General features: G+C 55.4%; 21 protein-coding genes. 16 read left to right on the top strand and 5 right to left on the bottom strand.

Annotation, left to right across the window (positions count from 1 at the left end; all coding sequences use genetic code 11):
* The first annotated feature begins 221 nt into the window (after positions 1-221).
* Together FPZ45_RS08565 and FPZ45_RS08560 are read left to right on the top strand one after the other, a co-directional pair.
* The gene (locus FPZ45_RS08565; protein ID WP_144700278.1) at positions 222-1,463 is read left to right on the top strand and encodes an MFS transporter; all 1,242 of its coding nucleotides are present in this window, start codon (positions 222-224) and stop codon (positions 1,461-1,463) included.
* Positions 1,464-1,530: 67 nt separating this feature from the next.
* The gene (locus FPZ45_RS08560) at positions 1,531-2,142 is read left to right on the top strand and encodes a BsuPI-related putative proteinase inhibitor (protein ID WP_144700276.1); all 612 of its coding nucleotides are present in this window, start codon (positions 1,531-1,533) and stop codon (positions 2,140-2,142) included.
* Between the two features lie 70 nt (positions 2,143-2,212).
* Here the strand turns inward: FPZ45_RS08560 and FPZ45_RS08555 are convergent, their stop codons facing one another.
* Positions 2,213-3,544: an ABC transporter permease gene (locus tag FPZ45_RS08555; RefSeq protein ID WP_144700274.1), complete on the bottom strand. Its 1,332-nt coding sequence runs from the start codon at positions 3,542-3,544 to the stop codon at positions 2,213-2,215.
* Positions 3,534-4,247, bottom strand: a complete 714-nt coding sequence (locus FPZ45_RS08550) for an ABC transporter ATP-binding protein (RefSeq protein WP_144700800.1) — start codon at positions 4,245-4,247, stop codon at positions 3,534-3,536. Before FPZ45_RS08550 ends, FPZ45_RS08555 begins: the two co-directional genes overlap by 11 nt.
* 234 nt (positions 4,248-4,481) lie before the next feature.
* On the opposite strand from FPZ45_RS08550, the gene FPZ45_RS08545 reads away from it, so the two are divergent.
* The gene (locus FPZ45_RS08545; RefSeq protein ID WP_144700272.1) at positions 4,482-5,285 is read left to right on the top strand and encodes a hypothetical protein; all 804 of its coding nucleotides are present in this window, start codon (positions 4,482-4,484) and stop codon (positions 5,283-5,285) included.
* A gap of 651 nt (positions 5,286-5,936) precedes the next feature.
* Here the strand turns inward: FPZ45_RS08545 and FPZ45_RS08540 are convergent.
* The gene (locus FPZ45_RS08540; RefSeq protein ID WP_144700270.1) at positions 5,937-6,122 is read right to left on the bottom strand and encodes a hypothetical protein; all 186 of its coding nucleotides are present in this window, start codon (positions 6,120-6,122) and stop codon (positions 5,937-5,939) included.
* Complete coding sequence (locus FPZ45_RS08535) at positions 6,119-7,267, bottom strand: DUF4062 domain-containing protein (protein ID WP_144700268.1); 1,149 nt, start codon at positions 7,265-7,267, stop codon at positions 6,119-6,121. Before FPZ45_RS08535 ends, FPZ45_RS08540 begins: the two co-directional genes overlap by 4 nt.
* 181 nt (positions 7,268-7,448) lie before the next feature.
* On the opposite strand from FPZ45_RS08535, the gene FPZ45_RS08530 reads away from it, so the two are divergent.
* From FPZ45_RS08530 to FPZ45_RS08490, 9 genes are all read left to right on the top strand, one after another.
* Positions 7,449-8,033 (top strand): beta-class carbonic anhydrase, encoded by a 585-nt coding sequence (locus FPZ45_RS08530; protein ID WP_144700266.1) that lies wholly within the window; start codon positions 7,449-7,451, stop codon positions 8,031-8,033.
* Entirely contained in the window at positions 8,030-8,593 is a 564-nt protein-coding gene (locus FPZ45_RS08525; RefSeq protein WP_144700264.1) for a LemA family protein, read from the top strand. The genes FPZ45_RS08530 and FPZ45_RS08525 overlap by 4 nt, the downstream gene beginning before the upstream one ends.
* 2 nt (positions 8,594-8,595) lie before the next feature.
* Positions 8,596-9,366, top strand: a complete 771-nt coding sequence (locus tag FPZ45_RS08520; protein WP_144700262.1) for a TPM domain-containing protein — start codon at positions 8,596-8,598, stop codon at positions 9,364-9,366.
* 115 nt (positions 9,367-9,481) lie between these two features.
* A complete protein-coding gene (locus FPZ45_RS08515) occupies positions 9,482-9,841 on the top strand; it encodes a response regulator (RefSeq protein WP_144700260.1) in 360 nt (119 codons plus the stop codon).
* 113 nt (positions 9,842-9,954) lie between these two features.
* The gene (locus FPZ45_RS08510; RefSeq protein WP_144700258.1) at positions 9,955-10,905 is read left to right on the top strand and encodes a phosphotransferase family protein; all 951 of its coding nucleotides are present in this window, start codon (positions 9,955-9,957) and stop codon (positions 10,903-10,905) included.
* Between the two features lie 116 nt (positions 10,906-11,021).
* Positions 11,022-11,861, top strand: a complete 840-nt coding sequence (locus tag FPZ45_RS08505) for an NAD-dependent epimerase/dehydratase family protein (RefSeq protein WP_144700256.1) — start codon at positions 11,022-11,024, stop codon at positions 11,859-11,861.
* 156 nt (positions 11,862-12,017) lie between these two features.
* Entirely contained in the window at positions 12,018-13,646 is a 1,629-nt protein-coding gene (locus FPZ45_RS08500; RefSeq protein WP_246120396.1) for a response regulator transcription factor, read from the top strand.
* Positions 13,639-15,456 (top strand): cache domain-containing sensor histidine kinase, encoded by a 1,818-nt coding sequence (locus tag FPZ45_RS08495; RefSeq protein ID WP_144700252.1) that lies wholly within the window; start codon positions 13,639-13,641, stop codon positions 15,454-15,456. The genes FPZ45_RS08500 and FPZ45_RS08495 overlap by 8 nt, the downstream gene beginning before the upstream one ends.
* Before the next feature lie 156 nt (positions 15,457-15,612).
* Positions 15,613-17,706 (top strand): carbohydrate-binding protein, encoded by a 2,094-nt coding sequence (locus FPZ45_RS08490; RefSeq protein WP_144700250.1) that lies wholly within the window; start codon positions 15,613-15,615, stop codon positions 17,704-17,706.
* A 246-nt stretch (positions 17,707-17,952) separates the two neighbouring features.
* Here FPZ45_RS08490 and FPZ45_RS08485 read toward each other — a convergent pair whose 3' ends face one another.
* Complete coding sequence (locus FPZ45_RS08485) at positions 17,953-18,297, bottom strand: hypothetical protein (protein ID WP_144700248.1); 345 nt, start codon at positions 18,295-18,297, stop codon at positions 17,953-17,955.
* Between the two features lie 586 nt (positions 18,298-18,883).
* Between FPZ45_RS08485 and FPZ45_RS08480 the strand changes: the two genes are divergently transcribed.
* The 4 genes from FPZ45_RS08480 to FPZ45_RS08465 all read left to right on the top strand — a co-directional run bounded on the left by FPZ45_RS08480 (position 18,884) and on the right by FPZ45_RS08465 (position 25,694).
* Positions 18,884-21,985, top strand: coding sequence for a glycosyl hydrolase family 95 catalytic domain-containing protein (locus FPZ45_RS08480; protein ID WP_222430767.1), 3,102 nt, complete (start codon positions 18,884-18,886; stop codon positions 21,983-21,985).
* Between the two features lie 197 nt (positions 21,986-22,182).
* Positions 22,183-23,133 carry an ABC transporter permease gene (locus FPZ45_RS08475; RefSeq protein ID WP_144700246.1) on the top strand — a complete coding sequence of 317 codons (951 nt, stop codon included), beginning with the start codon at positions 22,183-22,185 and terminating at the stop codon, positions 23,131-23,133.
* A 45-nt stretch (positions 23,134-23,178) separates the two neighbouring features.
* Entirely contained in the window at positions 23,179-24,063 is an 885-nt protein-coding gene (locus tag FPZ45_RS08470) for a carbohydrate ABC transporter permease (protein ID WP_246120379.1), read from the top strand.
* Positions 24,064-24,116: 53 nt separating this feature from the next.
* Positions 24,117-25,694, top strand: coding sequence for an extracellular solute-binding protein (locus FPZ45_RS08465; protein WP_246120378.1), 1,578 nt, complete (start codon positions 24,117-24,119; stop codon positions 25,692-25,694).
* The last annotated feature ends 296 nt before the right edge of the window (positions 25,695-25,990 follow it).

Below are 25,990 nucleotides of genomic sequence, written 5' to 3'. Positions count from 1 at the left end.
CTCACCCCTGCCAATCCGTCGCTGTAACGGTCCGAGAGACCGTTCCATCACCTCACCCCCGCCAATCCGTCGCTGTAACGGTCCGGGAGACCGTTAAATCACCTCACCCCCGCCAAACCGCCTCTGTAACGGTCTGTGAGACCGTTAAATGAATTCTTGACTTCCCGAAAATGCAATTTTACACTTGATAGTCATAGTGCACGCGCATCGGAGGGGGAAAAATGGCTTCAATCGCAAGTCCGCAACGGGCGTCCAACCCGGGCACGAAGACGGTTATGCCCGTGCTGTTTGCCATCAGTCTCGTCCATATGCTGAACGACTCGATGCAGGCGGTCGTTCCGGCTTTGTACGCGATATTGGAAGAGTCGTTGAATTTGTCGATGGTGCAAGTTGGTCTTATCGGTTTCATGTTGAATATGACGTCGTCCGTCATGCAGCCCGTCGTTGGCGCTTATTCGGATAAAAGAACGTTACCTAACATGTTGCCGATGGGCATGGGGCTGAGCCTCATAGGTATGGTCGGCCTGGCGTTCGCGCCTCATTTTTGGGTACTGCTAGTGGCAGTCGTGTTTATCGGCCTGGGTTCGGCGATCTTCCACCCGGAAGGCTCGCGCGTCGTATATTTCGCGGCTGGAGAGCGGAGAGGCTTCGCGCAATCGGTCTACCAGGTCGGAGGAAACGCGGGCAGCACGCTCGGGCCGTTAATGACAGCGCTCGTGTTCGTCCATCTTGGGCAGATCGGCGCGATCTGGGGGACGCTGTTCGCGGGTCTTGCGATCGCGGTGCTGTTTGGCCTGCTGCCCTGGTATAAGCGCAAGCTCGCGGAATGGGAAGCCGAAAGATCCAGGACGGCTTCCAGCAGAGCAGGAGCTGCTTTCGTCGAGAAAGCGAGCCACCCGAGGGTTAAATTCGCAATGGGCATGCTCGTGTTTCTCGTATTCGCTCGTTCTTGGTACCACTCCGGGATCGGCAGCTTCTATCAATTCTACTTGAAGTACGATTACGGTCTGACAACGCAGCAAGCGCAAATTCCCGTGTTCGTTTTTCTGGCCGCGGGCGTGCTCGGAACGTTCTTCGGAGGCGTGCTAGCCGATAGGTTCGGGCTAAAGAACATGATCGTATTCTCGATCGCGGGGGCAGCGCCTCTGGCGCTGATTTTGCCGCATCTTTCGCTCTTCTGGGCTTATCCGGTTATTGCGTTGCTTGGTTTCGTCATCCTATCCGGCTTCTCGGTTACCGTCGTGTACGCGCAATTCCTGATGCCGTCGAACGTAGGCATGGCATCGGGCTTGACGACCGGTCTCGCCTTCGGGATGGGGGCTATCGGTGGCGTCGCTCTCGGGCAAGCCATCGACATGTTCGGCATCAGCAACGTGATGTTCGTCATAAGCTTCTTCCCGCTCGTAGGCCTGCTCGCCATCCTTCTGCCATCGGATCGCCCTTTGCGTCTCTCTAGGTATTGAAAGTGACGTATCGGCTAGACACTTTAAAACTTTTTCCAATTTACTCCCGTCTAGGAGGGCGAGGTGAATGGAAATGGGAAAAAGACGATATAGGACTGTACTCGGGGCGGCTTTGTTGCTCCTTGCCGGTTGTTCGGCAGCGGCGTCGGATAAGGAACGTTCGGCAGGTAACCCGGCAAGCTTCAGCGCGCAACCGGCAGATTCCGGGCAGACGCGAACGGTGGAGCCTCGCACATTCAAGGATACGGACGTCCAGATCGGGAAAAAAACGATAAAGCTCACGAAAGATTTGCTGAAGACGACGCTGGCAACAGAGACGGATAGTGAGGAAGTAAAGCTTCGCTTCTCTCTCGCGAACGTATCCGGTCGAGATTTGAAGATATCGCATGCTTCCGGGTACCGGTACGACTTTGTCGTCTACAATGGAAGCGACCAAGAAAATTACACGTGGTCGAACGGTAAAGCTTTTACAGAAGCTTTAATCATGAGAGTACTCCAAAACAACGAGTCCCTGGACTTCTCGGAAACATGGAACTTAACGGACAACGACGGAAATCCGGTTCCGAACGGGGAATATCGTATCGTGCTAACGATAATTGCGAAGGTCGAGCTAGCGGACGGGGAGCAAGCGGATCCCGAACAATTCTCGGCGGAAGCTATCGTGCGAATCGAAAGATAATTGGAGAAATGCAGAAGCCCCTGCCGGCAACCGCAACCGCTGGCAGGGGCTTCTATATGCAAGATTCGTGTTACAGATCCCGGCGTAACGCCCGAAGCACGTCTACGCGCGTGGCCCGCCTTGCCGGACGCGAGCCGGACAGCAAGGCGACCGCAAGGGAGATCAAAGCGGCCAGCGCGGCGAGATAAGCGGGAATCCAGGAGAAGCGGAATCCTTCGGGTACCTTCTCGTTCATGAAGCCTTGAACGACGAGCGGAAGGCCGGCATTGACGGCGAACGAGACGACATACGCGACGACCGTTCCAATCAGCGCGCCCAGTATGCCGATCATCGCGCTCTCTAGCAAGAAAATGCGTCTGATCGCCGAAGGGTGCGCGCCGATCGCTTTCATGATGCCGATATCTTGCGCCCGTTCGGTAACGGCCATCGTCATCGTGTTGTAGATGCCGATAGAGGCGATCAGAACGGCGATCGTCCCTACGAATACGAGACCGATCTTCATGATCAGGAAGACGAGATTGACTTGCTCCAATTCGTCGGCGATCGAGTGGATGAAATAACCTTGCTTGCGAATTACCTCGCCGATCCCTTTGACGCGGTTCGCTCCGTCCGCGATGACCTGAACTCCATTATAAAAGCGCGGATCCTGCAATCCGGGAGGCTCGTATCCTTCGGGATTCTTTTTATCAGGTACAATCCGCTGTTCTCCCCATTGCGTCTGGGTAAAATCCTCTATTTTGGCGATCAGGCCGTTTCCGATATAAATGTTCGTATCGATCCTCCATTCCCGGCTCGGTTTCTCGGCGACGCCCACGATCTTGACGGGAATCGTCGTTTTCCTCTCCGATCCGTCTGTCTGGGTCTGGCTGACCTCCAGATTGATCGTCTTGCCCAACCATTCATCGGCCGCAGGAGGTTCCTCGTTAGGTTTCGTACCCGGCGGGATGCGGATATGATAACCGATCACGACTTCGTCGTCCGCTTTCGGAAGCGTGCCGGCGCTCAGGGCGAAACCTGCTTTCGTCTCGGCCGCGAAATCGACGTTGACGGCGCCTTGGCTGTTGACGGCGCTGCCGTCTAAGGAAGGGCTCAGCTGTTGGCGCACTTGGTTCCGATAAGTAACCGCTTTGACATGGTCGACGGAACGCAAATATTCAATCTGGCTGAGTCCGAGCTGCCGCTCGATGGAATCATGGGCTTCGATCCCGTAGATGTCGATGGCGGTCACGAGCCGGTCGCCGACGATTTTGTCGACGATGCTCTTCTGCAAGCCGAAGCCGACGGAAGCAAGTACGATCAAGAACGAACAGCCCATCGCCGTCGCGAGCACGGTCATGAACAAACGGGTTTTGTTTTTCTTCATATTTTGCCGGACGAACCGGATTTGGTCTTTAAGCTTCATAGGAATATTCCGCCCCCTTCCCGTAAGCGTTCAACAAGTACCCGTCCTTCAGCGTTACCGTGCGGTGGGCGGTAGCAGCGACTTGATCGTCGTGAGTAATGAGGACGAAAGTAATACCAAGGTCCCGATTCAACTCTCGAATCAAAGCGAGCAACTGGCGCTCGTTGTCGGTGTCCAGGCTTCCGGTCGGCTCGTCCGCTAGCACGATAGGCGGGTTCAGCATAAGCGATCTCGCGATCGACACCCGCTGCTGCTGTCCGCCCGACAGCTCGCCCGGATAGTGGCCGGCGTATTCGGCGACACCCATCTGTTCGAGCAGCTCCATGACGCGTTTTTTGCGCTCCGATAGAGCGATGCCTTTCAGCACAAGCGGCAACTCGGCATTCTCGAAGGCGGTCATGCTCGGGATGAGTTGAAAGCTTTGGAATATAAACCCTAGATGGGCCAGACGGAAATTCGCCCAATCCCCCTCGCTCAGGCCGGTTACATCTTGTTCCGCGACCCGAATGGTCCCGGATGTCGGCCGGATATAACCAGAGATCAAATTCAGCAGCGTAGATTTGCCGGAACCGCTTCTCCCGACGATGGCGACGATCTCGCCTTTTTTGACATGCAGGTCGATATGGTGCAGCACGGGAACGACTCGTTCCTTGCCTTTTTTGCCGATGGCGAATTGGTGGTTCACCTGAATCAGTTCGATCATCATCGATTCCTCCGTTCTGGTTCGATTATACCGTTCCAAATCTTAACGAATCGGCAACAACATCTGAAGATTTTCTTAAGATTCGAGAAATGGAAAAGGAGAAAGGTTCTAGAAACGTTCAGCTATCTTTCAGCGCCCTCTTAGGTTTCATTAAGGTTGGCTTCATCCCTCTTTCAGGATGCGCGGCAATAATAGAAAAGGTAAGGCCAATCCAGGAAACAAGGAGGACATGCAATGAAGAACACGGTAAGGACGCTCGGTATCACGGCGGCGCTGGCGGTGATGATCCCGCTGTCGGCTTATGCGGCGGCAACTTCCGGGATTTCGTCCGGGAATGCGGACGCGAAGACGGAGGCGGTGGACAGAGTTTTCAAAGGCGGAGATCGGATGCATCGCGGAGGCTTCGAGTTCCGCGGCGGAGCGATCGTCGGAGATGATGTGCTCAAGTTACTTAAGCTAGATAAGGAAACATATAAAGAGAAGCTCGATGCGGGCCTGACGCTGGCACAAATCGCCGAGGAACAGGGCGTGAGCAGGGAGAGCCTGAAGAGCGCGATGACCGAGAGCTACAACAAGAAGCTGGAAGAGCAGAAACAGAAATTCGCCGACAATCTGGACAGCTTGATCGATTCCAAGCCGCAAGCGGACAAGCGCGGAGGTTTTATGGCGGGCGGAAAAGGATTGACGGCGGTCGCGGATACGCTCGGGCTGACCGAAGAGGAGCTCATGAAGCAGCTTAAAGCCGGGAAGACGCTTGCCGACTTGGCCGCCGACAAAGGCGTGGACGTTCAAAAGCTGATCGACGCCCAGAAGGCGGCGATCGAGAGCGACCTCAACGTGGCGGTGCAAGCGGGAACGCTGACGCAAGAACAAGCGGACAAGCGCCTGGGGGACGTGGAGAAAATGGCCCAAGACTTCGTGAACGGCAAAGGCTTCGGCTTCGGCGGAGAACGCCACCATGGCGGCTTCAAGGCTCCGCGCATAGACGGAGCAAAGCCGTCGGCGACCCCGGAAACGTCGGGATCGGCTGCGAAATAACAACGTAAACGCAAAAAGGCTTGCCCCAGTCTCCATGACGTGGGGCAAGCCTTTTTGATCAGCGCGCCGCACCTCCTGCCATCGTCGCAAAAAGCAACAATGGCGGACGGACTCGCGCGGCATCCTCTCTCATCGTCGCAAAAAGCAACAATGGCGGACGAACACGCGCCGCATCCTCTCTCATCGTCGCAAAATGCAACAATGGTGGAAGGACACGCGCCGCATCCTCTCTCATTGTCGCAAAAAGCGACAATGGCGGAAGGACACGCGCGGCATCCCCTCTCATTGTCGCAAAAAGCAACAATGGCGGACGGACACGCGCCGCATCCTCTCTCATTGTCGCAAAAAGCAACAATGGCGTATGAACACGCGCCGCATCCTCTCTCATTGTCGCAAAAGCAACAATGGCGTACGGACTCGCGCCGGATCCTCTCTCATTGTCGCAAAAAGCAACAATGGCGTACGGACTCGCGCGGCATCCTCTCTCATTGTCGCAAAAAGCAACAATGGCGGACGGACACGCGCCGCATCCTCTCTCATCGTCGCAAAAAGCGACAATGGCGGACGGACTCGCGCCATAAAGCTCCCCCACCATCGCCAAAACAAAAATACCCGCAAAGTCGCGAGGACTTGCGGGTAGTCATATGCGGATTATTGGCGCTGCGTAGCCTTGGCGAAACGTTCCTGAATGAAGGAATTGGTTAGTTTCCAAGCGGATAAATCCTCGTGAACGAGCTCAGCCGACGACTTCTTGGAAGGAGCGAACAGAAGCGCATCTTTCGGCTGCTCCCCGATTGCGAGGCTGATTTTGCCGTTTTTGGACACGTATACGCTCATCTCAGATAACCTCCCAATATCGTTTTGATCAAGACGACCAAGTAAGGATTTTTATTTATTATAGCATCGTTTACGCTTTCCTGGTAGAGCACGTACTTCCGGTTATCCCAGTCCGGATCGGCTGGAAAGTGCAAGGTGAGTACGAAGCTTCCGTACTTGAAGCAGCAGTAGAACATTTGCTTCGCTTGAGTATAATGAACGGTATCTTTGTCCAAATGGAAGGTCAGGGCAACGTACGAACTTTTATCGTCCAGCCGGAACGACCGGTTCCAGGCGACGTCCGCGTACTTGGCGACGAATTTCATTTTTTCGTTCTCGTGGACGTATAGCGTTGCCCCTATGCACGCTTTGTACGAGCCGATCGTTTCGGCCATATACTGTCCGTAGCGCTGCTCGATTATCCCTCCGCCCATTTTATGCATAATCGCCTTTAGAATTGCTTCGTAATCGATGCCCTCGGATGTCTGCATAAACGCCGAAAGCTCCGATAGCAATCGGAAAGCCTCTTCAGATTGCTCCAATCGTTTGCCGTTCTCGATTATCGAATACTGCAGCGGAAGGAGCATCGAACCCCGGCGCAGCAAGTCGCTGAAATACGATTTCCAATCGATCGTGACCCCTAGGGAGAGGTCGTCCAAATAGACGTTGCGAATACTCAGATCATGGAGCAGAAACCAGACGTAAGGGTCGATATGGCCGGGGATGCCGGGAATTTGCTTGAGCGCCGACATCATCGCGTCGGGAGACGGAGGATGGTTCGATTCGTCTATGTATTGCTCAAGAAACTCGTCCATCCATCGTTTAATTCCGCCGAAAAAAGCGGCTTTCACGTTCGTATCGACGAAAATCAGTATCGTTTTGCCTTTGTCGTACGCCTTGATGAATTCCATGTGGGTGACGGTTCGCTGTACGTTCTTGTAGTAGGTGCCTCCGCGCTGCCCGACGAAGAGCAGGAAAATATCGGCTTCGTCGACCGCCTCTAAGCATTTCACGACCGGGTCGGTGCCCGCCGGCCAGGGTCCGAGGTTTTCCTCCCACATCATCGGCTCGTGCCCGAGCGCCCGCAATTCGGAGAACGCTTCCTTGCGCAGGCGTTTAAGTCCGTCTTCGTTGACTGAACTAATAAAAATTTTCGCCTTGGCCAATCGTCAACACGCCCCCGTTTCGTTTGGGATATTCCCATTATAACCCAACCCCGCCCCGCTCGGTATTCATTTCGCAACCACAGCAATTTTGCATTTTCCGGAAAATCGAAATACACTAAAAAGAGGACTGGGTTTGCCTTGGATAGACTGCCCGGGCAATGAAGTGAAGGGAGACTGATTTATGTCATTCGTAAGCGACATCTTGGAATTCAACGAACGTTTCGTAGAGGAAAAACAGTACGAGCAATATTTAACGGACAAATTCCCGGAGAAAAAAGTGGCCATTCTGACCTGCATGGATACACGACTCGTCGAGCTGCTTCCCAAAGCGCTGAACCTGCGCAACGGAGACGCGAAGTTTATCAAGAATGCCGGCGCCATTCTGACCCAACCGTTCGGGAGCGCCATGCGAAGCATTTTAGTCGCGATTCACGAGTTGGGCGCCAAAGAAGTGCTCGTCATCGGCCACCATGGGTGCGGCATGACGAAGCTCGATTCCGACGCGCTCGTCGCGAAGTTCAAGAAAAACGGAATTTCCGATGCTGTGTTGACCACTCTGGAAAACTCCGGAATTCGTATGGAACGTTTTCTTAAAGGCTTCGACAAGCCCGAGGACGGGGTTAGACACAGCGCCGAGATGATTCGCAAGCATCCTCTGATCCCGTCGTTCGTGCCCGTGCATGGTTTCTTGATCCATCCTGAGACGGGCAAGCTGGAGTTGATTATTAACGGATACGATGAGTTAGAAGAGGAGAGATCCGAATGAAACGTTCTCTGATCCCATGGATAGTCGTATTGGCAATCGCGTTGATCGTGATTTTCTCGGCGGTGGGGTCCTACAACGGGCTTGTTTCGTCCGAGACGGCCGTAGACAATAAAGCGGCGCAGATCGATACGCAGCTTCAGCGACGGGAGGACGTGATTCCGAACCTCGTCAATACGGTCAAAGGTTATGCGGCTCACGAGAAGGAAGTATTCCAGGCCATCGCCGACGCGCGGAGCAAGCTTGCGGGAGCGGGGACAACGGCGGAGAAGTCGGCAGCCAACGCGGAGCTGGAGGGAGCGCTCTCCCGCTTGCTCGTCGTCGTGGAGAACTATCCGAACCTGAAGGCGGACGCGCAGTTCACTCGACTTATGGATGAGCTGTCCGGCACGGAGAACCGCATCGCGGTCGCCCGCCAGGATTACAATGACGCCGTAACCACCTATAACACGAAGATCAAGAAGTTTCCGGCGGCCCTATATGCTTCGATGTTCGGCTTCGAGAAAAAAGATTTGTTCAAGGCGGCGCCGGGCGCGGAAACCGTGCCTGAAGTCCAATTCTGACCATGGCTCGCCATCGCTGGAGAGCCGCGGTCGGATTATGGATGCTGTTGCTTGGCCTATTCGCCGTTTCCTCGGGGGCTTCGGCCCAGATGGACTACGGCGTTTACGTCCAAGACGGGGGCAACGTTCTTTCCTCGTCTACGAAAAACGAACTGTACAACCGGGCTGTCTGGCTGAAACAAGCGACGGGGACGGCGCAAGTCGGCATCGTCACCGTCGCCTCTCTGAAGGGCAGGACGATCGAAGAGACGGCGGTCGCTACGTTTCGCAAGCTGGGACTTGGTGGCAAGGAGCGGAACGACGGCGTACTGCTGCTATATTCCGCGGACGACGGGCATGTTCGCATCGAAGTCGGCTACGGGCTGGAAGGCCGAATTCCCGACGGCAAAGCGGGAGCGATTCTGGATCAATATTTCGTACCTAACCGGGATTCCGGAAGGCTTGGTCTGGCTTTCTCCCAGACGCAAAGCGCGATCGTTCAGCAGGTCGCCGACGAATATGGGGTTGATGCATCGGGCGTAACGGACGAGGATATGCCTCCTCTGTACGAAGAAGACGGCAACAATCTTTTCGCAAGCATTCCGGGCTATATGAAGGTTGCGATCGGACTCGTTATCGTGTTCCTGATCTTTCTCGACTTCAAGCTGACGGGCGGCGCCATCACCTTCGCGTTCCTTAATATGCTGGGACGAAGAGGCGGCGGATCGGGCGGCGGGTTCGGCGGCGGAAAAGGCGGGGGCGGATCGTCCGGCGGAGGCGGGGCAAGCAGATAAAGGCGGTCGGGACTGCCAGAGAACGTTGCGCGCGCGGTTCGCCGCGTTGTTCAGAATTTGTTTAGACGTCACGAGTATGATGTAAATGAAGCATTATGCTCGGGAGGTCTAGCGAATGGCAAAAATTATGGTAGTCGACGACGCCGCGTTTCTGAGAGCCATGCTGAAGGACATATTGATCAAAGCTGGTCACGAAGTCGTCTTCGAGGCGGAGAACGGCCTTGAAGCGGTTGAAAAATATAAGGCGGTCAGACCCGATCTGGTGACGATGGACATTACGATGCCCGTCATGGAAGGCGTCGAGGCCGTGAAGGAAATCCGCAAGCTCGATCCGGGTGCCAGTATCGTGATGTGCTCCGCGATGGGGCAGAAAAACCTGATTATCGAGGCGATCCAAAGCGGAGCCAAAGATTTTATCGTAAAGCCGTTTCAATCGAACCGCGTTCTGGAAGCGATCAATAAGGCGATCGGCTAAGCAGGAATTCGATAAGAGGACGCTGAAGGTATTCCTTCAGCGTTTTTTTGCATGCGATGTCGAAGTGCGTCTGGCGGGTGCCCGGATAGTCATAAGAGGAGGCGTTGGTTGACATGCAAGGAATCTACAAAACGAAGCTACCCGATAACCAGCTACGAGAGGTCGTCCGCGAGACGTTCGGTTGCGGGCTTCTCGGCAGCGCCGAGATGCACGATGGATGGGCGAACAGTGCATACGTCCTGGAACTGGATGACGGGCGGAAAACGGTACTGAAGGCGAGTCCGTCCTCGGAAGTGAAGCTCATGCGCTGCGAAATTGGATTGATGAAGTCCGAAGTGGAGGCCATGAGGCGGTTCGACAAGATGGAGGACGTTCCCGTTCCCCGTATTTACGCTTACGACACGTCCAAGGGACTGATCCCGGTCGATTATTTCATAATGGATTTTATCGAAGGTAAACCATTAAATCAGATCAGAGAAACGATGCCCGCCGAACAGCTGGACGGGATCTACCGTCGCCTGGGGGAGATCAACCGCCGCATCAACGAGGTTTCCGGCACCCTGTTCGGTTTCTATGCCCGGCCGTCGGACGGTTCTTGGCGGGACGCCTTCGCCGAGATGATCGGCGGCGTGATCGCAGACGGCCGCGACGCGGGTGTAGAATGGCCGATCGACCTTGCCGAGCTGGAGAGACGAATCGAGGCCCGGCTTGACGTCCTGAAGGAAGTCACCGAACCGCGGCTGCTTCATTGGGATCTATGGGACGGCAATATATTCGTGAAGGACGGACAAGTATCCGGTATTGTCGATTTCGAGCGGGCGATCTGGGGCGACCCGCTAATGGAGTTTTACTTCGGCCACTTCCACGGTTCGGACGCGTTCATGGCGGGTTACGGGATGCCGCCCTTCACCCCGGCGCAGATCGAGAGAAGGAAACTTTACGATCTCTACTTGGACCTCATCATGCATGTCGAGTGCACGTATCGGCAGTACGGAAACCAAGACCACGTTCGCTGGGCCCGCGACAATCTCGTCCAGAGCCTGGCTCGATTCGGCGAAGCCTGAGCGGAACGAAGGTCGCCAAGGATGCACTCGATTGTTTAAAATCGTCTCATTGTTCCCCGTCTTAGTGAAAGATAAGATAAAGTCTTGCAAGTATGGAATGGAGGGACGTACATAAGATGAATAAGATCGCGCTCACGGGAGGCAGCGGCAAGCTCGGGACATGGGTCGCCGAACAACTCCAGCGAAGGGGATACGAGGTAACGTCTCTGGATACGAGACGGTCGGATCGATTAAAGTGCAGGCAATTGCAAGTCGACCTGTCCGACCTTGGCCAAGTGACGGGAGCTCTTCGCGGGTCCGATGCGGTCGTCCATCTGGCGGCGATTCCCGCGCCGCTCGGCTACTCGTTCGATAGGATTTTCGCCAATAATACGATTTCGACCTATAACGTGTTGGAGGCGGCTTCACTGCTCGACATCGGCAAGGTCGTGACCGGATCGAGCGAATCGGCCTACGGCTTCGCATGGGCTCCCGCGCCCTCCTCTCCTCTTTATTTTCCATTGGACGAGAATCATCCTCTGCTGCCTCAAGAATGTTATGGCTTATCGAAGTCCGTCTGCGAGCAGACAGCCGCTATGTTCTCCAGAAGAAGCGGCCTTCAAGCCATCGCGCTCCGTTATTCCATGATCGTGGCTCCATCGGAGTATGAACGGCACGCCATCGGCAAACCTCAACAATACAAGCACATATTATGGAGCTATGTCGACATCCGGGACGCCGTCTCCGCGACGCTGGCCGCACTGGAGTCCGATAGCGGAGAATTCCGTGCGTTAAACGTGACGAGCGATGATACGTTTAGCGATATTCCCTCGGAGAGCTTGCTTGACCGGTTCTATCCCGACGTAGAGGATAGGCGCAAGACGTTCGCGGGAAGGGAAGCGATCGTCTCCAACGGTCTGGCCAAGAGCCTGCTCGGATGGGCGCCCGTCCACTCCTGGAAGCAAGTTATAAATTAACAAGAAAGTTTGCAATCGCCCCCGTGCAATCTTGTTCGTGATTCGGTTATGATGTGAATGTAAGCGGTTACTGATAACATAAAAACCGAGAGAAACGACTCGGGCATACCGGTGGACACTAACTCTGCGGACGGAAAGGCGATGGTCGCGTTGAGAGTGCTAATCGTGGACGATGAATTCGAGATTAGGGAAGGATTGCGCAAGCGGATTCCTTGGCAGGATTACGGAGTCGAGGAAGTGTTCGCGGCGGACGACGGGGACACGGCCTTATTGTTGGCATTAGACCGGAAGCCTGATCTCATCTTGACCGACATCAAGATGAGCCGGATGTCCGGCCTTGAGTTTCTGGCTTCTCTTTGCCATACGATCGACGATCCGTGGAAAGCGGTCGTCATCAGCGGATACGACGATTTCGAGCTCGTCAAGCAGGCCATGCGTCTGGGGGCGATGGATTATATCCTGAAGCCGATCAACACGGACGAACTTAACGGTATCGTACGCCGGGCGGCGGATCAGATTGCGCTGGAGAGAACGGAGAAGATGAACCAGTCGCAGATGCGAAGCCAGATGCAGCTAGCCGAGCCGAAGCTGCGCGAAGAGCTGCTGCGGGAGTTGGTCGAGCACGAATACGACCCTTACAAGGAGACGCGTTTCGCCCATCGGCTGCAAGCATTGAAGCTGGAATGGATGGGGGCGAACCCTCATCTGCTTATGATCGTAGAGGCCGACGATCTGAAAGCGATCGCGAACCGGCGAACTTTCGCCAACGAGAAGGAGCTCGTCCTGTTCGGCATCGGCAATGTCGTCAACCAGACGATCGGCGAGGAATTCGTCGAGCCGTTCGCGTTGTTCCGCGATTCTTTATCCCGTTGGGTCGCGGTCTTCTCTTGCGGGCAGCCGGACAGCGTACAACGGGTAAAATCGCTGGCGGACGTCATCTTGAGAAGGATCAACGAATTCGTCAAGGTCAAAGCCAGTATCGGCATCGCCAGTGCGCCCAAGATGCTTAAGTTGATCCATGAGTTGTACATGGAATCGGGGGAAATGCTGGAGCAGAAAATCATTTACGGAGGAAACCGGGTTTTCTCCAAACATGGAGGGGGAGCGGATAACGAACGCATGGAGCCGTCCCTATACGAGCCGGGCGAAGTGATCGACCTCGTCCGGTACGGCTCCGACGAGGAGATCGTCGCATCTATGAACGGTTTCGTCGACATGGTCCAGAGCTGGGGGTACGGACCATTGAAGGACATCCAACAGCAAATCTTCAAGTGGCTGATGGGTATTTTCCGTCAAGCCTCGGCGGCGGGGTGGCCGGACCGGAGCTGGGAGCGGAATCCGATTCTCATCTGGGATAGGCTGGAGCAATACGACCAGCTAGAGTCTCTCCGGGAGCAAGCGGAAGAGTACTTGCTCGCCATGGCCGCGGACTTTCGCAAGCTTCCGTCAACGCCGAGCCAGATCGTGCGTGTAGCTGAGAAGATCATCCGCGCCAGGTACGCGGAGAACCTTTCCCTGCAGATCGTCGCCGATGAGGTGCACGTCACGCCGGTATGGCTGAGCAAACTGTTCAAAAAAGAGAAAAAACGGACGTTCCTCGATGACTTGACCGACGTGCGAATCGCGAAAGCGAAGGAGATGCTGGGCGACATTCAGCACAAAATCTATCAAATTTCCTATTTGGTCGGCTATAAGGATCCCGTTCATTTCACGAAGCTGTTCAAGAAGCAAACCGGCATCACGCCGAAGGAATATCGGAGACAGAGGGGAATCACCGATGAATAAAGGTTCCTTGAATCTGGCTTCTTCTTTTCGGAACAAGATGATCCTCATCTTCTTCGCGATTACGATCGTTCCGTTTTTCGTCTTCGCGTATTACTCCTACATGAAATCGGTCGAAGGGATTCAGATCGCCAACGCTACGTTCTCGATGACTTATCTGCAGCAGACAAAAGAGAATTTCGAGACTTATCTCGGGCAGCTTAACGATCAGGTCAACGATGTCATTGGCAATAAATTCGTGCAGCAATGGCTCGAACGAGAGCCTCGCAACCCGGAAGAAGAAGAGACATTCGCGGAGAATATGCTTGCGCTTGTGTACATGAAAATCCCGCAAGTGGACGCGCTTCGTTTTCGGGTATTCCCGATGAAGCCGTCCCTCTATCCGACCTATATGAATACGATGGGAGAATCGACATCGATCGAGGACGAAAGTTGGTTCCGAAGGTCGAGCGCCAGCGTCGTGCCGACCTGGCACTTGACCATGCCGAAAGAGGGGCTGTACGGGAGGCCCCTTCTTTCTTATGTGAAGCGGTTTACGGGACTGTACGATAGAGTTCCGAGAGGATTGATCGTAACGGATCTGGCCGAAGACCATCTTCGCCGGTTTTTCTCGCCGTCCAAAAGGATGGAAGGACAGAAATTCTTGATCGTCGATCGCGACGGCACCGTGCTGTTCGATTCCAAGGAGAACGAATGGACAGGGAGGCTCATTCCGTCGGAGGACTACATGAAGCTGCGAAGCCGGGTGTCCGAAGGCGCGGAAACGCTCAAGATGGACGGCGAGAACAAGCTGGTGACCTTCATGAAAATGGATAACGAACCGTGGACGATCGTCAGCATGACTTCGCTGCATGCGTTAACGCAGCCGATCAAGGCCATGAACAACCTGCTTGTCGTGTTCATGGGCGTCTATCTCGTTTGCTCCGTCGGCGTCGTCATATATATTACCTTGAACTTCACGCAGCCGGTCGCTAGGCTCGTGCGGTTGATGCGCAAGCTCGAAAATGGGGATTTCGAGCATAAAGTCCCGCTCTCCGCGCGCAAGGACGAGATCGGCTGGCTGTATCGAGGGTATGAAAGCATGGTCCGGAAGATCGAAGCGTTGATCGAGCAGACCACCCGTTCCGAACGGAAAAAGAAGGAACTGGAGCTTCAGGTGCTCAGCCACCAGATCAACCCTCACTTCCTGTACAATACGCTGGAATCGATCCGCTGGAAAGCCGAAAATCACGGTCGCAGCGACATCGGTGAGATGGTGTCCGCGCTTGGCAACCTACTGCGGCTCAGCCTGAATCAAGGCAAGGACATTACGACGGTCGGGCGCGAGGTCGAGCAGGTCAAGGCATACATTCAAATCGAGCAGGCGCGGATGGGAATGCCGCTGCGTTTTCTGTATTTCTTCGACGACGAGATGCTGTCGCTGCCTTTTATGAGGCTTCTGCTGCAGCCGCTCGTGGAGAATGCGATCCAGCATAGCATTCGCGACAATTTTGAGAAAGGGAAAGTCATTATGTCCGGTTACGTCGAGGGCCAAGATATCGTCATCGAGATTACGGATAACGGCAAGGGCATCCCGGAGACCGTGCTGCGGCAGTTGAACGCGGAGAAGACTTCAGGGCAGGGCAACCGCCGCCAAGGTGTCGGACTGCGCAACGTCAATGAAAGACTTAAGCTGAATTTCGGCAACTCGTATAAGCTGCAGATCGAATCGGGGGCGGATATAGGAACGAAAATTACGCTCCGCCATCCGATTCTGGTGATGTCCGGAGAAGACGAGAGCGATGGCGAGGAGAGCCGGTCGATCGCCAAGTAAGCGCGGCAAGCGGATAAATATTTCATGGAAAATGACTAGATTGCCTCCTACTTTTCGGTCGTCCGGTGGTGTACGATTAGGGCGAGGCGGCGAACCGTGCATGGCAGTCGCGATCAAGACGGAGCCCCTCCATTCCAAAGATTAAAGGAGGAATTAATGATGTTTTATCGGTTTCAAGCGGGAAGAGGCGCCATCGCCATTCTCGCGCTTGTCGCGATTCTGATCGCCGGTTCCCTCTCGCTTGCCCCTGCCCGGGCGTTAGCGGCATCGGCTTTCACGCAGACCGCGGCTTCTGGCTTCACGAGCCAATCTGGCATTCAATTGGAAGCTTCCAGCGAAGGCGGCCAGAATGTCGCGTTTATCGACAACGGCGACTACATCGCCTTTGCCGGGATGGACTTCGGCAGTGGAGCGTCGTCGTTCCAGGCGCGGGTGGCCAGCAATGCCGGAGGCGGCAACATCGAGATCCGGTTGGACAGCTTGAATGGCACGCTAATAGGTACATGTGTCGTGCCGGGGACCGGCGGCTGGCAGAATTGGACGACCGTAAGCTGCGGAATAACCGGCAACCCGAGCGGAACGCATACGCTCTACCTGAAGTTTACGGGAGGCGCGGGCAATCTGTTTAACGTCCTCTGGTTCAAGTTCGGAGGAGCGTCGGGCCTATCCGCGTTCACGCAGATCGAAGCGGCGTCGTACAGCGCGCAATCGGGCATTCAGACGGAAGCTTCCAGCGAGGGAGGCCAGAACGTCGGTTTCATCGATAACGGCGACTACCTGGTATTCAACGGCGTCGATTTTGGCAGCGGCGCGTCTTCGATGCAAGCCCGAGTGGCGAGCAATGCGTCGGGCGGCAACATCGAGATTCGCTTGGACAGCCTGAACGGCACGCTTGCGGGCACGTGTGTCGTGCCGGGAACGGGCGGCTGGCAGAATTGGACGACGGTGACGTGCGCCGTGAGCAACGCGGCGGGTGTGCATGATCTTTACTTGAAATTTACGGGCGGCACGGGTAATCTATTTAACCTCAAATGGTTTAAGTTCGGCGCATCTGCCCCACCGACCGGAGGCGATGTCGTAGGCAAGCTATTTGCGGGCTACCAAGGCTGGTTCAATGCGAGCGGGGACGGTTCCCCTAACGGGGGATGGATACACTGGTCCAAGAACAGCAGCGCGCCGACCGCCGGGTCCAACGTCAACTTCGAGCTGTACCCCGATCTTCGGGAATATTCGAAGCTCTATCAGACGAATCTGGCGAATCTCGGCAACGGCACCCAGGCGAAGCTGTTCTCGTCCTACAATCAGGAGACGGTCAACAAGCACTTCGAATGGATGCGTACTTACAACATCGACGGTGCCGCGCTGCAGCGGTTTGGAGCAGATGAGAGCGACGCGCCGAACAACTGGAGGACGAACCGGGACAGCGTTGCTGTCAAGGTTAAGAACGCAGCCGAGGCGTACGACCGCAAATTCTACGTTATGTACGACATAACGGGCATGAACGCGAGCAATTGGGCGAAGGCCGTTAAGCACGACTGGACGACGAACGTCGTGAATGCCATGCATCTGACCTCTTCGTCCGCTTACGCCAAGCAGAACGGCAAGCTTGTCGTCTGCATCTGGGGAATCGGCTTCACCGACCGTCCGGGAACAGCGGCGGAGCATGCCGACCTCATCAGCTGGTTCAAAAATCAGGGCATCTACGTCATCGGCGGCGTTCCGACTTATTGGCGGACGGGGAATAACGACTCCAAGCCGGGATTCCAGAGCGTATACGATTCGCTCGATATGTTATCCCCGTGGTTCGTCGGCCGTTTCGGAAAACTCGCGGACGCCGATTCCTTTAAGACGAACCAATGGGCTCCGGATTTCGCGTATACGCAGCAGCGCAACATCGCCTACCAGCCGGTCATCTGGCCCGGCTTCGCGTGGTCGAACATGACCGGCGGACCGAAGAACGAGATTCCGCGAGTTCACGGGGATTTCATGTGGAGGCAAGCGTACAATATGAAGACGCTCGGCATCTCCACCGGTTACGTCGCGATGTTCGACGAATACGACGAAGGCACGGCCATCGCCAAGGCCGCCGAGAACAGTTCGATGATTCCGACGAACCAATACTTCCTCGCGTTGGATGCGGACGGCGTGGCCGTCTCGTCGGACTTCTATCTACGACTCACGGGCGACATCAATCGGATGTTCAAGGGGGAAATCCCGACGACGGCCAATCATCCGACGAGCCATCAATAGCCATTTTGCGGAAGGTGCAAGTTTGAAGGGGAGATCCCCCTCAGAGCTTGCACCTTTGCTTGATTTCTATTTTTCTCTGTCGAGTAGCCCAAGCCGAGAGTCTGGCAGACCGTAACAGCCGCCGGAATCCGCGTTAATGGGCGTTCTAAGGGTCTACCAGACCGTTACAGCGAGCCAAACCCGGTAACGCGCCTCTTTTGCGGTCTGCCAGACCGTTATAGCGCGCGAAACCCGGTAACGCGCCTCTCAAACGGTCTGCCAGACCGTTACAGCGTACCAAACCCGGCAACTCGCCTCTGTTACGGTCTGCCAGACCGTAACAGCGTGCGAAACCAAGTAACTCGGCTCTCTAACAGTCTGCCGGACCGTAACAGCGTGCCAAATCAAGTAACTTGCCTCTCTTACAGTCTGCCAGACCGTAACAGCGTGCCAAATCAAGTAACTTGCCTCTCTTACAGTCTGCCAGACCGTAACAGCGTGCCAAACCAGGTAACTCGCTTCTCTTACAGTCTGCCGGACCGTTACAGCGTACCAAACCCGGCAACTTGCCTCTCTTACAGTCTGCCAGACCGTTAGAGCGTGCCAAACCAAGTAACTCGCCTCTCATACGGTCTGCCAGACCGTTAGAGCGTGCCAAACCAGGTAACTTGCTTCTCTTACGGTCTGTCAGACCGTTAGAGCGTGCCAAACCAGGTAACTCGCTTCTCTTACAGTCTGCGAGACCGTTACAGCGAGCCCAACCCGTCAACTCGCCTCTCATACAGTCTGCCAGACCGTTAGAGCGTGCCAAACCCGGAAACCCGCCTCTCTTACAGTCTGCCAGACCGTAACAGCGTGCCAAACCCGGCAACTTGCCTCTCTTACAGTCTGCGAGACCGTTACAGCGTGCCAAACCCGGTAACTCGCCTCTCAAACGGTCTGCCAGACCGTTACAGTCACCGAATCCACGTTGGTGAGCAATAGAGGATAGCCACATACAGGAAAATTTAAGATCGCCTCATATGATTTTTATGTCGGAAAAGATAGGATTAAGAAATCAACAAGACGTTGGCGGATAAAGGAATTCTATTTTGTAAGCACTTACATTACGGCATGATAGTGACAGGAGGTGAAAATGAGTTCGAATAGGTTTCGGTATTCGGTTCGAAGACGGTCCAAATCCAAAGGAGGCATGTTTATGAACGCGGTTATGCAAAGAAGAGCGGCCCGCGCGGCTGCATCGTTCGTCCTGGCGGCGACGCTGGTCTTAAGCGCTTTGCCGGCAGGAATAGTGAAAGCCAGCCCGAATGGCCATTCCTTCAATACGGGCACCGGCACGTTAAACGTGGATTATGCTTCGTATCTTTCCCAGCACGACATCGTGTACAACGCTCCGACGACCGAGCCGAAAAGCGGGCTGACTGTAGGCAACGGACGGGTCGGGGCGATGGTCTGGAACCGAACGGGCGGGCTAACGATGCAGGTGTCGGGAGTCGACGCGTCGCAGGAAGGGTTCGCGTCCCAAGGCTTGATCGACCTGTATACGAATCCGGGGTTGGATGCGTCGTATTCGTCCTATCAACAGCGGCTTAACCTCTACGACGGCACGGTGACGACGAAATACGGCTCTGATCGTACCGTGACGATCATGGGATCGCCGAATTCCGAGGTAATCGGCATCCATGTCGAGGATTCCCGGTCCGGCGTATCGAGCGTCTCTCTCGATCTCAGCCTATGGGACGTAAGCAACTTCAGCGGCGGAGACGTGCCGGACATCAACACCTGGCGGACCGTCTCGACCTTCGCCGATCCGACCGTGGCCGGGTTCAGCCGGGGGCAGACCGACGCGAACAAGTTCGGCTATACGCTCGCGGCGACGGTCGAGGGAGCGAGCTTCACGACCCAGACCGTCGACTCTCGGAAAGTGCGGCTGAACATCGCGCCTTCGTCCGCGTATACGATCTGGATCGCCAGTGCCAGCAGGCTGAACGCGCCAGGCAACGACTCCGTCAATCGGGCGAAAGCGTTGCTGAACGATGTCAAGGGCACTGGATATAACTCCACGTTCACTCAATATAAAAATTGGTGGCACGACTTCTGGTCCAGATCGTTCGTCCGTTACTCCAATGCCGCGGGGGACGCGAATTATCTGGAAAACTTCTATTATCTCGGCACATATATGATCGCGGCGGGCGGGTTCGCCAACTATCCGTTCCATTTCATTAACGGAGCGTTCAGCGCGGTCCGCGACGACGACAGCAACAAGTGGAGCTATGCATACTGGTATTGGAATCAGCGTGACGTATACCACTCCTTCCTCGCGTCCAACCATGCAGAGATGGTCAACATCTTCAACAACTTGTACAGCCGCAATTTTAACGTCTTGAAATCTTACACGATGACCCGTTACGGGATCGACGGCATTTGGGTGCCCGAGACGATGGGATGGGACGGCAACGCGCGCGGCACAATCAACAGCGATTACACGAAAAATACGTTATCCACGGCGGCCGAAGCGGCCTTGAACATGTACGCGCAGTACAAATACACGAACGATTCGTCGTATTTGAGCGGTACAGCTTATCCGTTCATGAAGGAGGCCGCGAAGTTCTACGCGGGCATGCTGTCTTACGACTCGGGAACCGGGAAATATTTCATGGCCTCGTCCAACGTTCACGAGCAGCATTGGAACGTGAGGAACGCGATCACCGATCTCGCCGCGATCCGGGCGTTGTTCCCGGTGACGATCCAGACGAGCCAGGCGCTCGGGCTGGACGCTTCGTTGCGGACGCAATGGCAAAATATATTGAACAACCTCGTCGCTTATCCCGTCGATCCTGCTGATCCGGGCAAATATTATCCGCACTCCCCGCCACTGTCGCAGAACCGCAATAACGAGAACGTCATATTGGAGCTCGCCTGGCCTTATTCGGTCTCCGGAATCGGTGCGCCCGATCAACAAATGCTGGTCAATAACTACAATTCCCGTCCGTATCCGTACGGAGGCAACAATGTTTGGGACCCGGCGCCGATCCAGGCCGCCAGGCTCGGGCTCGGGAACGAAGCGAACCTCGGGATGAAAATGATGCTGCAACGGTATCAGGACTATCCGAACGGCAGAACGACCAATACGAACGGGGAGTTCGAATACGTCGGCGTTCACTTGCTTGCGATGAACGAATCGCTGCTGCAAAGCTATAACGACAAGATCCGGGTGTTCCCAGCCGTGCCGAGCGATTCGTCGTTCGACGGCAAGTTTACGCTGCTTGCGAGCGGCGGGTTCCTCGTCAGTTCGGAGAAGGAGAACGGCGAGATCAAATATGTCGGGGTCAAAAGCCTGTACGGCAACGCGGCCAAAGTCGTCAATCCGTGGGGGACGCAGGAAGCGCAAGTGCGCAGAGCGACCGACAACGCGATCGTGCTGACTTCGTCTGCAGGCGAGCTATCGTTCTCTACGACTCCGAACGCAACGTACGTCGTCGAGCGCACGGCGAAAAAGCTAAGCGCCTACGGATTCGAGACGTTAACCGGGACGAGGAACGAAGGACCGAAGACGGCGACGTTTAACGGCGCGGTCAGGACGCTCGGCAAGGCTGGTGCATATATCGGTCCGATGCCGACTTTCTACCCGGACGCCAACTACGGAGGAAAGGGCGTATCTCTGCCTCCCGGAAGCTACAACATAACGCAGATGCAGGCCGCGGGGATCGCCAACGATTCGATCTCCTCGATCCGGGTCCCAGCCGGCGTGACGGTCGTGGCGTACGCGGACGGCGCATTCGACGGGCAGTCCTGGACGTTCACGGCGGACAACCCGAACTTGGCGGCGACGGGCAATGACAAGGTGATCTCGTCGTTCATCATCACGGCGGGAGGCGGGGGCAACCCTCCTGGCGGATCGGCGCCGATCGGCTCGACGATTGTCTTTAAGGCGACGGTGAACGGACAGTTCGTGACCGCCGAGAACGCGGGAGCGTCCGCGCTGATCGCGAACCGGGCGGCCGCGGGCAGTTGGGAGCAGTTCGCGGTCGTGGACGCCGGGGGCGGAACGATTGCCTTGAAGGCGCAGATCAACGGGAAATACGTGTCGGCGGCGAACGCTGGCGCGGGCAGTCTGATCGCCCAGGCGAACGCGATCGGGCAATGGGAGAAGTTCCGCTGGATCGATAACGGAGACGGCACGTTCTCGCTGCAGGCGGTCGTCAACAATCAATACGTATGCTCGGAAAACGCGGGGGGCGCGGCTCTGATCGCCAATCGGAACGCGATCGGGCCGTGGGAGAAATTCCAGCGGTCTTGAAGGATCGTGAGTACCTCGCGTGAAGCTGCATCGACAACTAAAGCCGCCTTCGGGCGGCTTTTCCGCGTTTTGGACGGCCCAAGCGACACCGGGGCAACAGGCTAAAACAGCACGGTAAAGTTTAAGTTTGACTCATGGAAGCCCCCTAACCTCGACGATATGATTAAACCATCCGAAAGCGAGAAAGGAGATTCGCCATGAAACTCACGACCCGGGCGCCTTCGCGGCTGTACGGCGTCTACCGGGAGCTCGCGCGCAACTGGATGCTGCTTTTGATGTTTATGCCGGTCGCGACCTTGCTGCTTCTGTTCAACTATTTCCCGCTGGCGGGCCTGGTCATCGCCTTCAAAAATTTCGACTTCCAGGAAGGCATTCTCGGAAGCGGATGGGCGAAGCCGATTTTGAACAATTTCGACTACTTGCTATCCTCGGATTCGGCATATCGCGCGATGCGTAACACGATTCTGTTGAATGCCATGTTCATTGTTGTCGGGCTCATCTTCGAAGTCGGATTGGCGCTCATGCTCAACGAGCTTCGCAACAAGTATTTTAAGCGGGTCGCGCAGTCGATCACTTTTCTGCCTTTTTTTATCTCGTGGATCGTCGTCGGTGTCTTCGCTTTTAACTTGATGAATTACGAAAGCGGCGCCGTTAACCGTTTCCTCGAATATATCGGTTTGTCGAGAATCGATTTCTACAGCGCGGCGGGACTATGGCCGGCGATTCTGGCGATCGCGGTCCGCTGGAAGGTGACGGGTTACGGCACGATCATCTACTTGGCCGCCTTGACGAATATCGACAATTCCTATTACGAGGCGGCCGCCATCGATGGCGCGTCGCGCTGGCAACAAACCCGTTACATCAGCATTCCGATGCTGAGACCGACGATCATGATTCTGACTTTGCTCGCGGTCGGGCGGATCATGAACGCGGACTTCGGGATGTTCTACGCGATGGTGGGCGACGCGGCGCTGTTGTTCCCGACGACCGATGTCATAGATACGTTCGTCTACCGAAGCCTCCGCAAGTCGGGCGATATCGGCATGGCTTCGGCGGCGGGATTTACGCAGTCGATCGTGGCGTTCGTGCTTGTGCTGGGAAGCAATTATATCGCCCGCAAGGTCGATAGAGATTCCGCGATTTTCTAAACATTTGCCGCAAGTTTCAGATATCTCAGACCGGAGGGAAGAAAATTGCTATCCAAGAGGATTACGCTAGGCCAGGCGGTTATCATCGCGCTAGTTACGCTTTTCAGCCTATCTTGCCTGTTTCCGTTCGTCATGGTCATCTCCGGCTCGATCAGTTCGGAAAGCGATATCGTGCAGCACGGATACTCGATCATTCCGAGAAGCCTGAATTTCGATTCTTATCGTATTCTGTTGCTTGGCTCCAACCGGATCGTGAACGCCTACGTTGTTAGTGCGACCGTCACGGTCGTCGGTACGGGACTGTCGCTGCTCGTGACGAGCATGGGCGCGTACGCGATGGCCCGGCGCTCGTTCCGCTACCGCAACGTGTTGTCGATCTACGCGATCATCACTATTTTGTTCAACGGCGGCTTAGTTCCGTGGTATATCATCTGCGTCCGCTATTTGGAGCTCAAGAATACGATGTGGGCGATGATCCTGCCGCCGCTGGCCAACGCGTTCAACATGTTCCTCATTCGCAACTTCATGTTGTCGATGCCGGATGACCTGCACGAATCCGCCAAGATCGACGGTGCTGGAGAGCTTCGGATCTACGCGCGGTTGATCGTTCCGCTCGCGAAGCCGGTGCTGGCGACGATAGGCTTGTTTATTTCGCTGAGCTACTGGAACGACTGGTTCTTGGGCCTGATGTTCATCGACAAGCAAGAACTTCAACCGCTCCAGCTCCTTCTTCGAACGTTGATCTCCAACGTCGAATTCCTGAAAACCTCAAACAACGCGATGGATATTCAGCGGATCGCTTCCCAATTACCGTCGCAATCGATCAAGATGGCGCTAACCGTCGTGACGATCGGGCCAATCGTATTCCTCTATCCGTTCCTGCAGCGTTATTTCGTCAAAGGGCTAATGGTCGGCGCGGTCAAAGGATGACAATGTCAGCTTCGGCTGTATTGTATATAATTCGTCAAGGGGAGAGAATGCAAATGATGCTTAAGCAACGCAAACCGTTTCTAGTAGCGCTCGTTCTGCTTATGGCTTGGACGCTCGCAGCGTGCAGCGGGGGCAATAATAGCAAGGGGGAGGCTTCTTCTCCACCGCCGAGCGAGGGAGGCTCGTCGCCATCCGCTTCCGAGCCGGCTTCGCCGTCACCTTCCAAAGAGGAAGAGGTAACGCTGAAGTTTTATTTCGGCGGCGACAAAAAAGCGGCGACCGACGAGGTGTGGGGAAAAGTCAGCGAGTACCTTAAAGCCAAAGGGCTCAACGTCAAGTTCGACGTTAATTTCATCCCGTTCGGCGACTTCAAAGACAAGATGCTCGTCATGGCGGCGTCGGGGGACAAATGGGACCTGAACTTCGACGGTGACTGGCTCTCATATAAACTCATGGCAGCTAAGGGCTCCTACATGGCGCTGAACGACCTGCTGCCGCAATACGCTCCGAACTTAACGAAGAAGTACCAAGAGCAAGGCACGCTGGAAGCGGCTACCGTGAACGGGGAGATCGTAGGCTTGCCGTGGACGATGAAAATGAACCAGAGGTACTTCGTGGGCTGGAGGCAGGATTTGGCGGAGAAGGCGGGCATCATCCGCGAACCGGACTCGGTCAAGACGATCGAAGACGTCGACAAATTCCTGCACGAGCTGAGACAAGCGTACCCGAACGAGAAGTTATCGAGGACACCCGCCCAAGCACTCTTTATGACGCGTGACGAATGGGTCGATCTCGGCTTCCATCAGATGGGCTTCTACCTGAACGATCCCGAGGTAAAAATCCAGGCGGTCGAGGAGCAGCCTTTTTACAAGGAAGCTTCTCTTTTGACCAAGAAGTGGTACGACGACAAAATCATCAACCGCGACGCGATGTACGACAAGGAAGGCGCGGAAGATCAATGGCGGAACGGCAAGCTGCTGTTCACGATGACGTCCCACGAGTGGGCGTTCGCTAATCCGGGCTTCTCCGATCCTTCTTTCAAACAGCAGATGTTCCTGCTGTATCCGGACAAGAAATTCGTGAACCGGACCGCTCTGGCGAACGTGCTCGCCATCAACCGCAACTCGGAGCATCCTGACCGCGTTCTCCGCTTCCTCGACATGATGGAGACCGACAAGACGCTGTACGATCTCGTCCAATACGGCATCGAAGGCAAGACGTACGTGCTGGACGGAGACGTGGCCGTCTACCCGGAAGGCATGACGTTCACGACGAGTAACTACATGGAATGGGGCGGCCAATGGGCGTTCTGGAAGCCGCAGTTCATGCGCCCGAACCAAACGTACGAGAAAGACTTCTGGGTGAAGGAAGCGGAGTTCGCCAGCCTTCCGATCAACGTTAACTCTCCGGTCGACGGTCTGTTCATCGCCGAGGACAACATCAAGAACGAGATCGCCAAACGCGATCAGCTCTACGAAGAGCTTGGCAAACCGATCGAATACGGCGTCGCCAAGGATGTCGACGGCGCGATCGCGGATTACACCAAGAAGCAGAAAAACGCCGGACGCGATAAAATCATCGCGGAAGCGCAGAAACAGATCGACGCGTATCTCGCATCGAAGAAACAATAATGCCGAAGGAGAAGCCGACCTTGCTCACGAGGTCGGCTTCTCCTCAGGTCGTATCCCGGCTTAGATCAACGGCGTCGTCTTGTTCGTTCCTGCGGGCAATACAAAATTATGGGTAGCCTGACAGTGCCGATAGGGTTACGATAAGAGAGGATTGGAATCTGTCGATCTGGAGAGTTCGTCCAGATTCAAGCGTTGTCGGCCGTCTAGGCGGCACTGACGGCGGTCAAGCAACGGATCATCCCGCTTAGGATAGCATGCGCTAGCTTCCGTCGAGTGCGACCCGCGGATGACATACA

It is taken from the genome of Cohnella terricola (genome assembly GCF_007786475.1).
Classification (GTDB): domain Bacteria; phylum Bacillota; class Bacilli; order Paenibacillales; family Paenibacillaceae; genus Cohnella; species Cohnella terricola.
Note: the sequence above shows the minus strand (reverse complement) of the source record. Positions and strands in the feature narration are given on the sequence as shown.

Excerpts from the sequence above, each read along its gene's own strand:
- FPZ45_RS08465 (WP_246120378.1), top strand. The coding sequence starts at position 24,117 with ATGATGCTTAAGCAACGCAAACCGTTTCTAGTAGCGCTCGTTCTGCTT.
- FPZ45_RS08490 (WP_144700250.1), top strand. The coding sequence starts at position 15,613 with ATGATGTTTTATCGGTTTCAAGCGGGAAGAGGCGCCATCGCCATTCTC.
- FPZ45_RS08530 (WP_144700266.1), top strand. The coding sequence starts at position 7,449 with ATGTCATTCGTAAGCGACATCTTGGAATTCAACGAACGTTTCGTAGAG.
- FPZ45_RS08565 (WP_144700278.1), top strand. The coding sequence starts at position 222 with ATGGCTTCAATCGCAAGTCCGCAACGGGCGTCCAACCCGGGCACGAAG.
- FPZ45_RS08550 (WP_144700800.1), bottom strand. The coding sequence starts at position 4,247 with ATGATCGAACTGATTCAGGTGAACCACCAATTCGCCATCGGCAAAAAA.
- FPZ45_RS08545 (WP_144700272.1), top strand. The coding sequence starts at position 4,482 with ATGAAGAACACGGTAAGGACGCTCGGTATCACGGCGGCGCTGGCGGTG.
- FPZ45_RS08560 (WP_144700276.1), top strand. The coding sequence starts at position 1,531 with ATGGAAATGGGAAAAAGACGATATAGGACTGTACTCGGGGCGGCTTTG.
- FPZ45_RS08525 (WP_144700264.1), top strand. The coding sequence starts at position 8,030 with ATGAAACGTTCTCTGATCCCATGGATAGTCGTATTGGCAATCGCGTTG.
- FPZ45_RS08480 (WP_222430767.1), top strand. The coding sequence starts at position 18,884 with ATGAACGCGGTTATGCAAAGAAGAGCGGCCCGCGCGGCTGCATCGTTC.
- FPZ45_RS08515 (WP_144700260.1), top strand. The coding sequence starts at position 9,482 with ATGGCAAAAATTATGGTAGTCGACGACGCCGCGTTTCTGAGAGCCATG.
- FPZ45_RS08510 (WP_144700258.1), top strand. The coding sequence starts at position 9,955 with ATGCAAGGAATCTACAAAACGAAGCTACCCGATAACCAGCTACGAGAG.
- FPZ45_RS08555 (WP_144700274.1), bottom strand. The coding sequence starts at position 3,544 with ATGAAGCTTAAAGACCAAATCCGGTTCGTCCGGCAAAATATGAAGAAA.
- FPZ45_RS08540 (WP_144700270.1), bottom strand. The coding sequence starts at position 6,122 with ATGAGCGTATACGTGTCCAAAAACGGCAAAATCAGCCTCGCAATCGGG.
- FPZ45_RS08475 (WP_144700246.1), top strand. The coding sequence starts at position 22,183 with ATGAAACTCACGACCCGGGCGCCTTCGCGGCTGTACGGCGTCTACCGG.
- FPZ45_RS08495 (WP_144700252.1), top strand. The coding sequence starts at position 13,639 with ATGAATAAAGGTTCCTTGAATCTGGCTTCTTCTTTTCGGAACAAGATG.
- FPZ45_RS08520 (WP_144700262.1), top strand. The coding sequence starts at position 8,596 with ATGGCTCGCCATCGCTGGAGAGCCGCGGTCGGATTATGGATGCTGTTG.
- FPZ45_RS08505 (WP_144700256.1), top strand. The coding sequence starts at position 11,022 with ATGAATAAGATCGCGCTCACGGGAGGCAGCGGCAAGCTCGGGACATGG.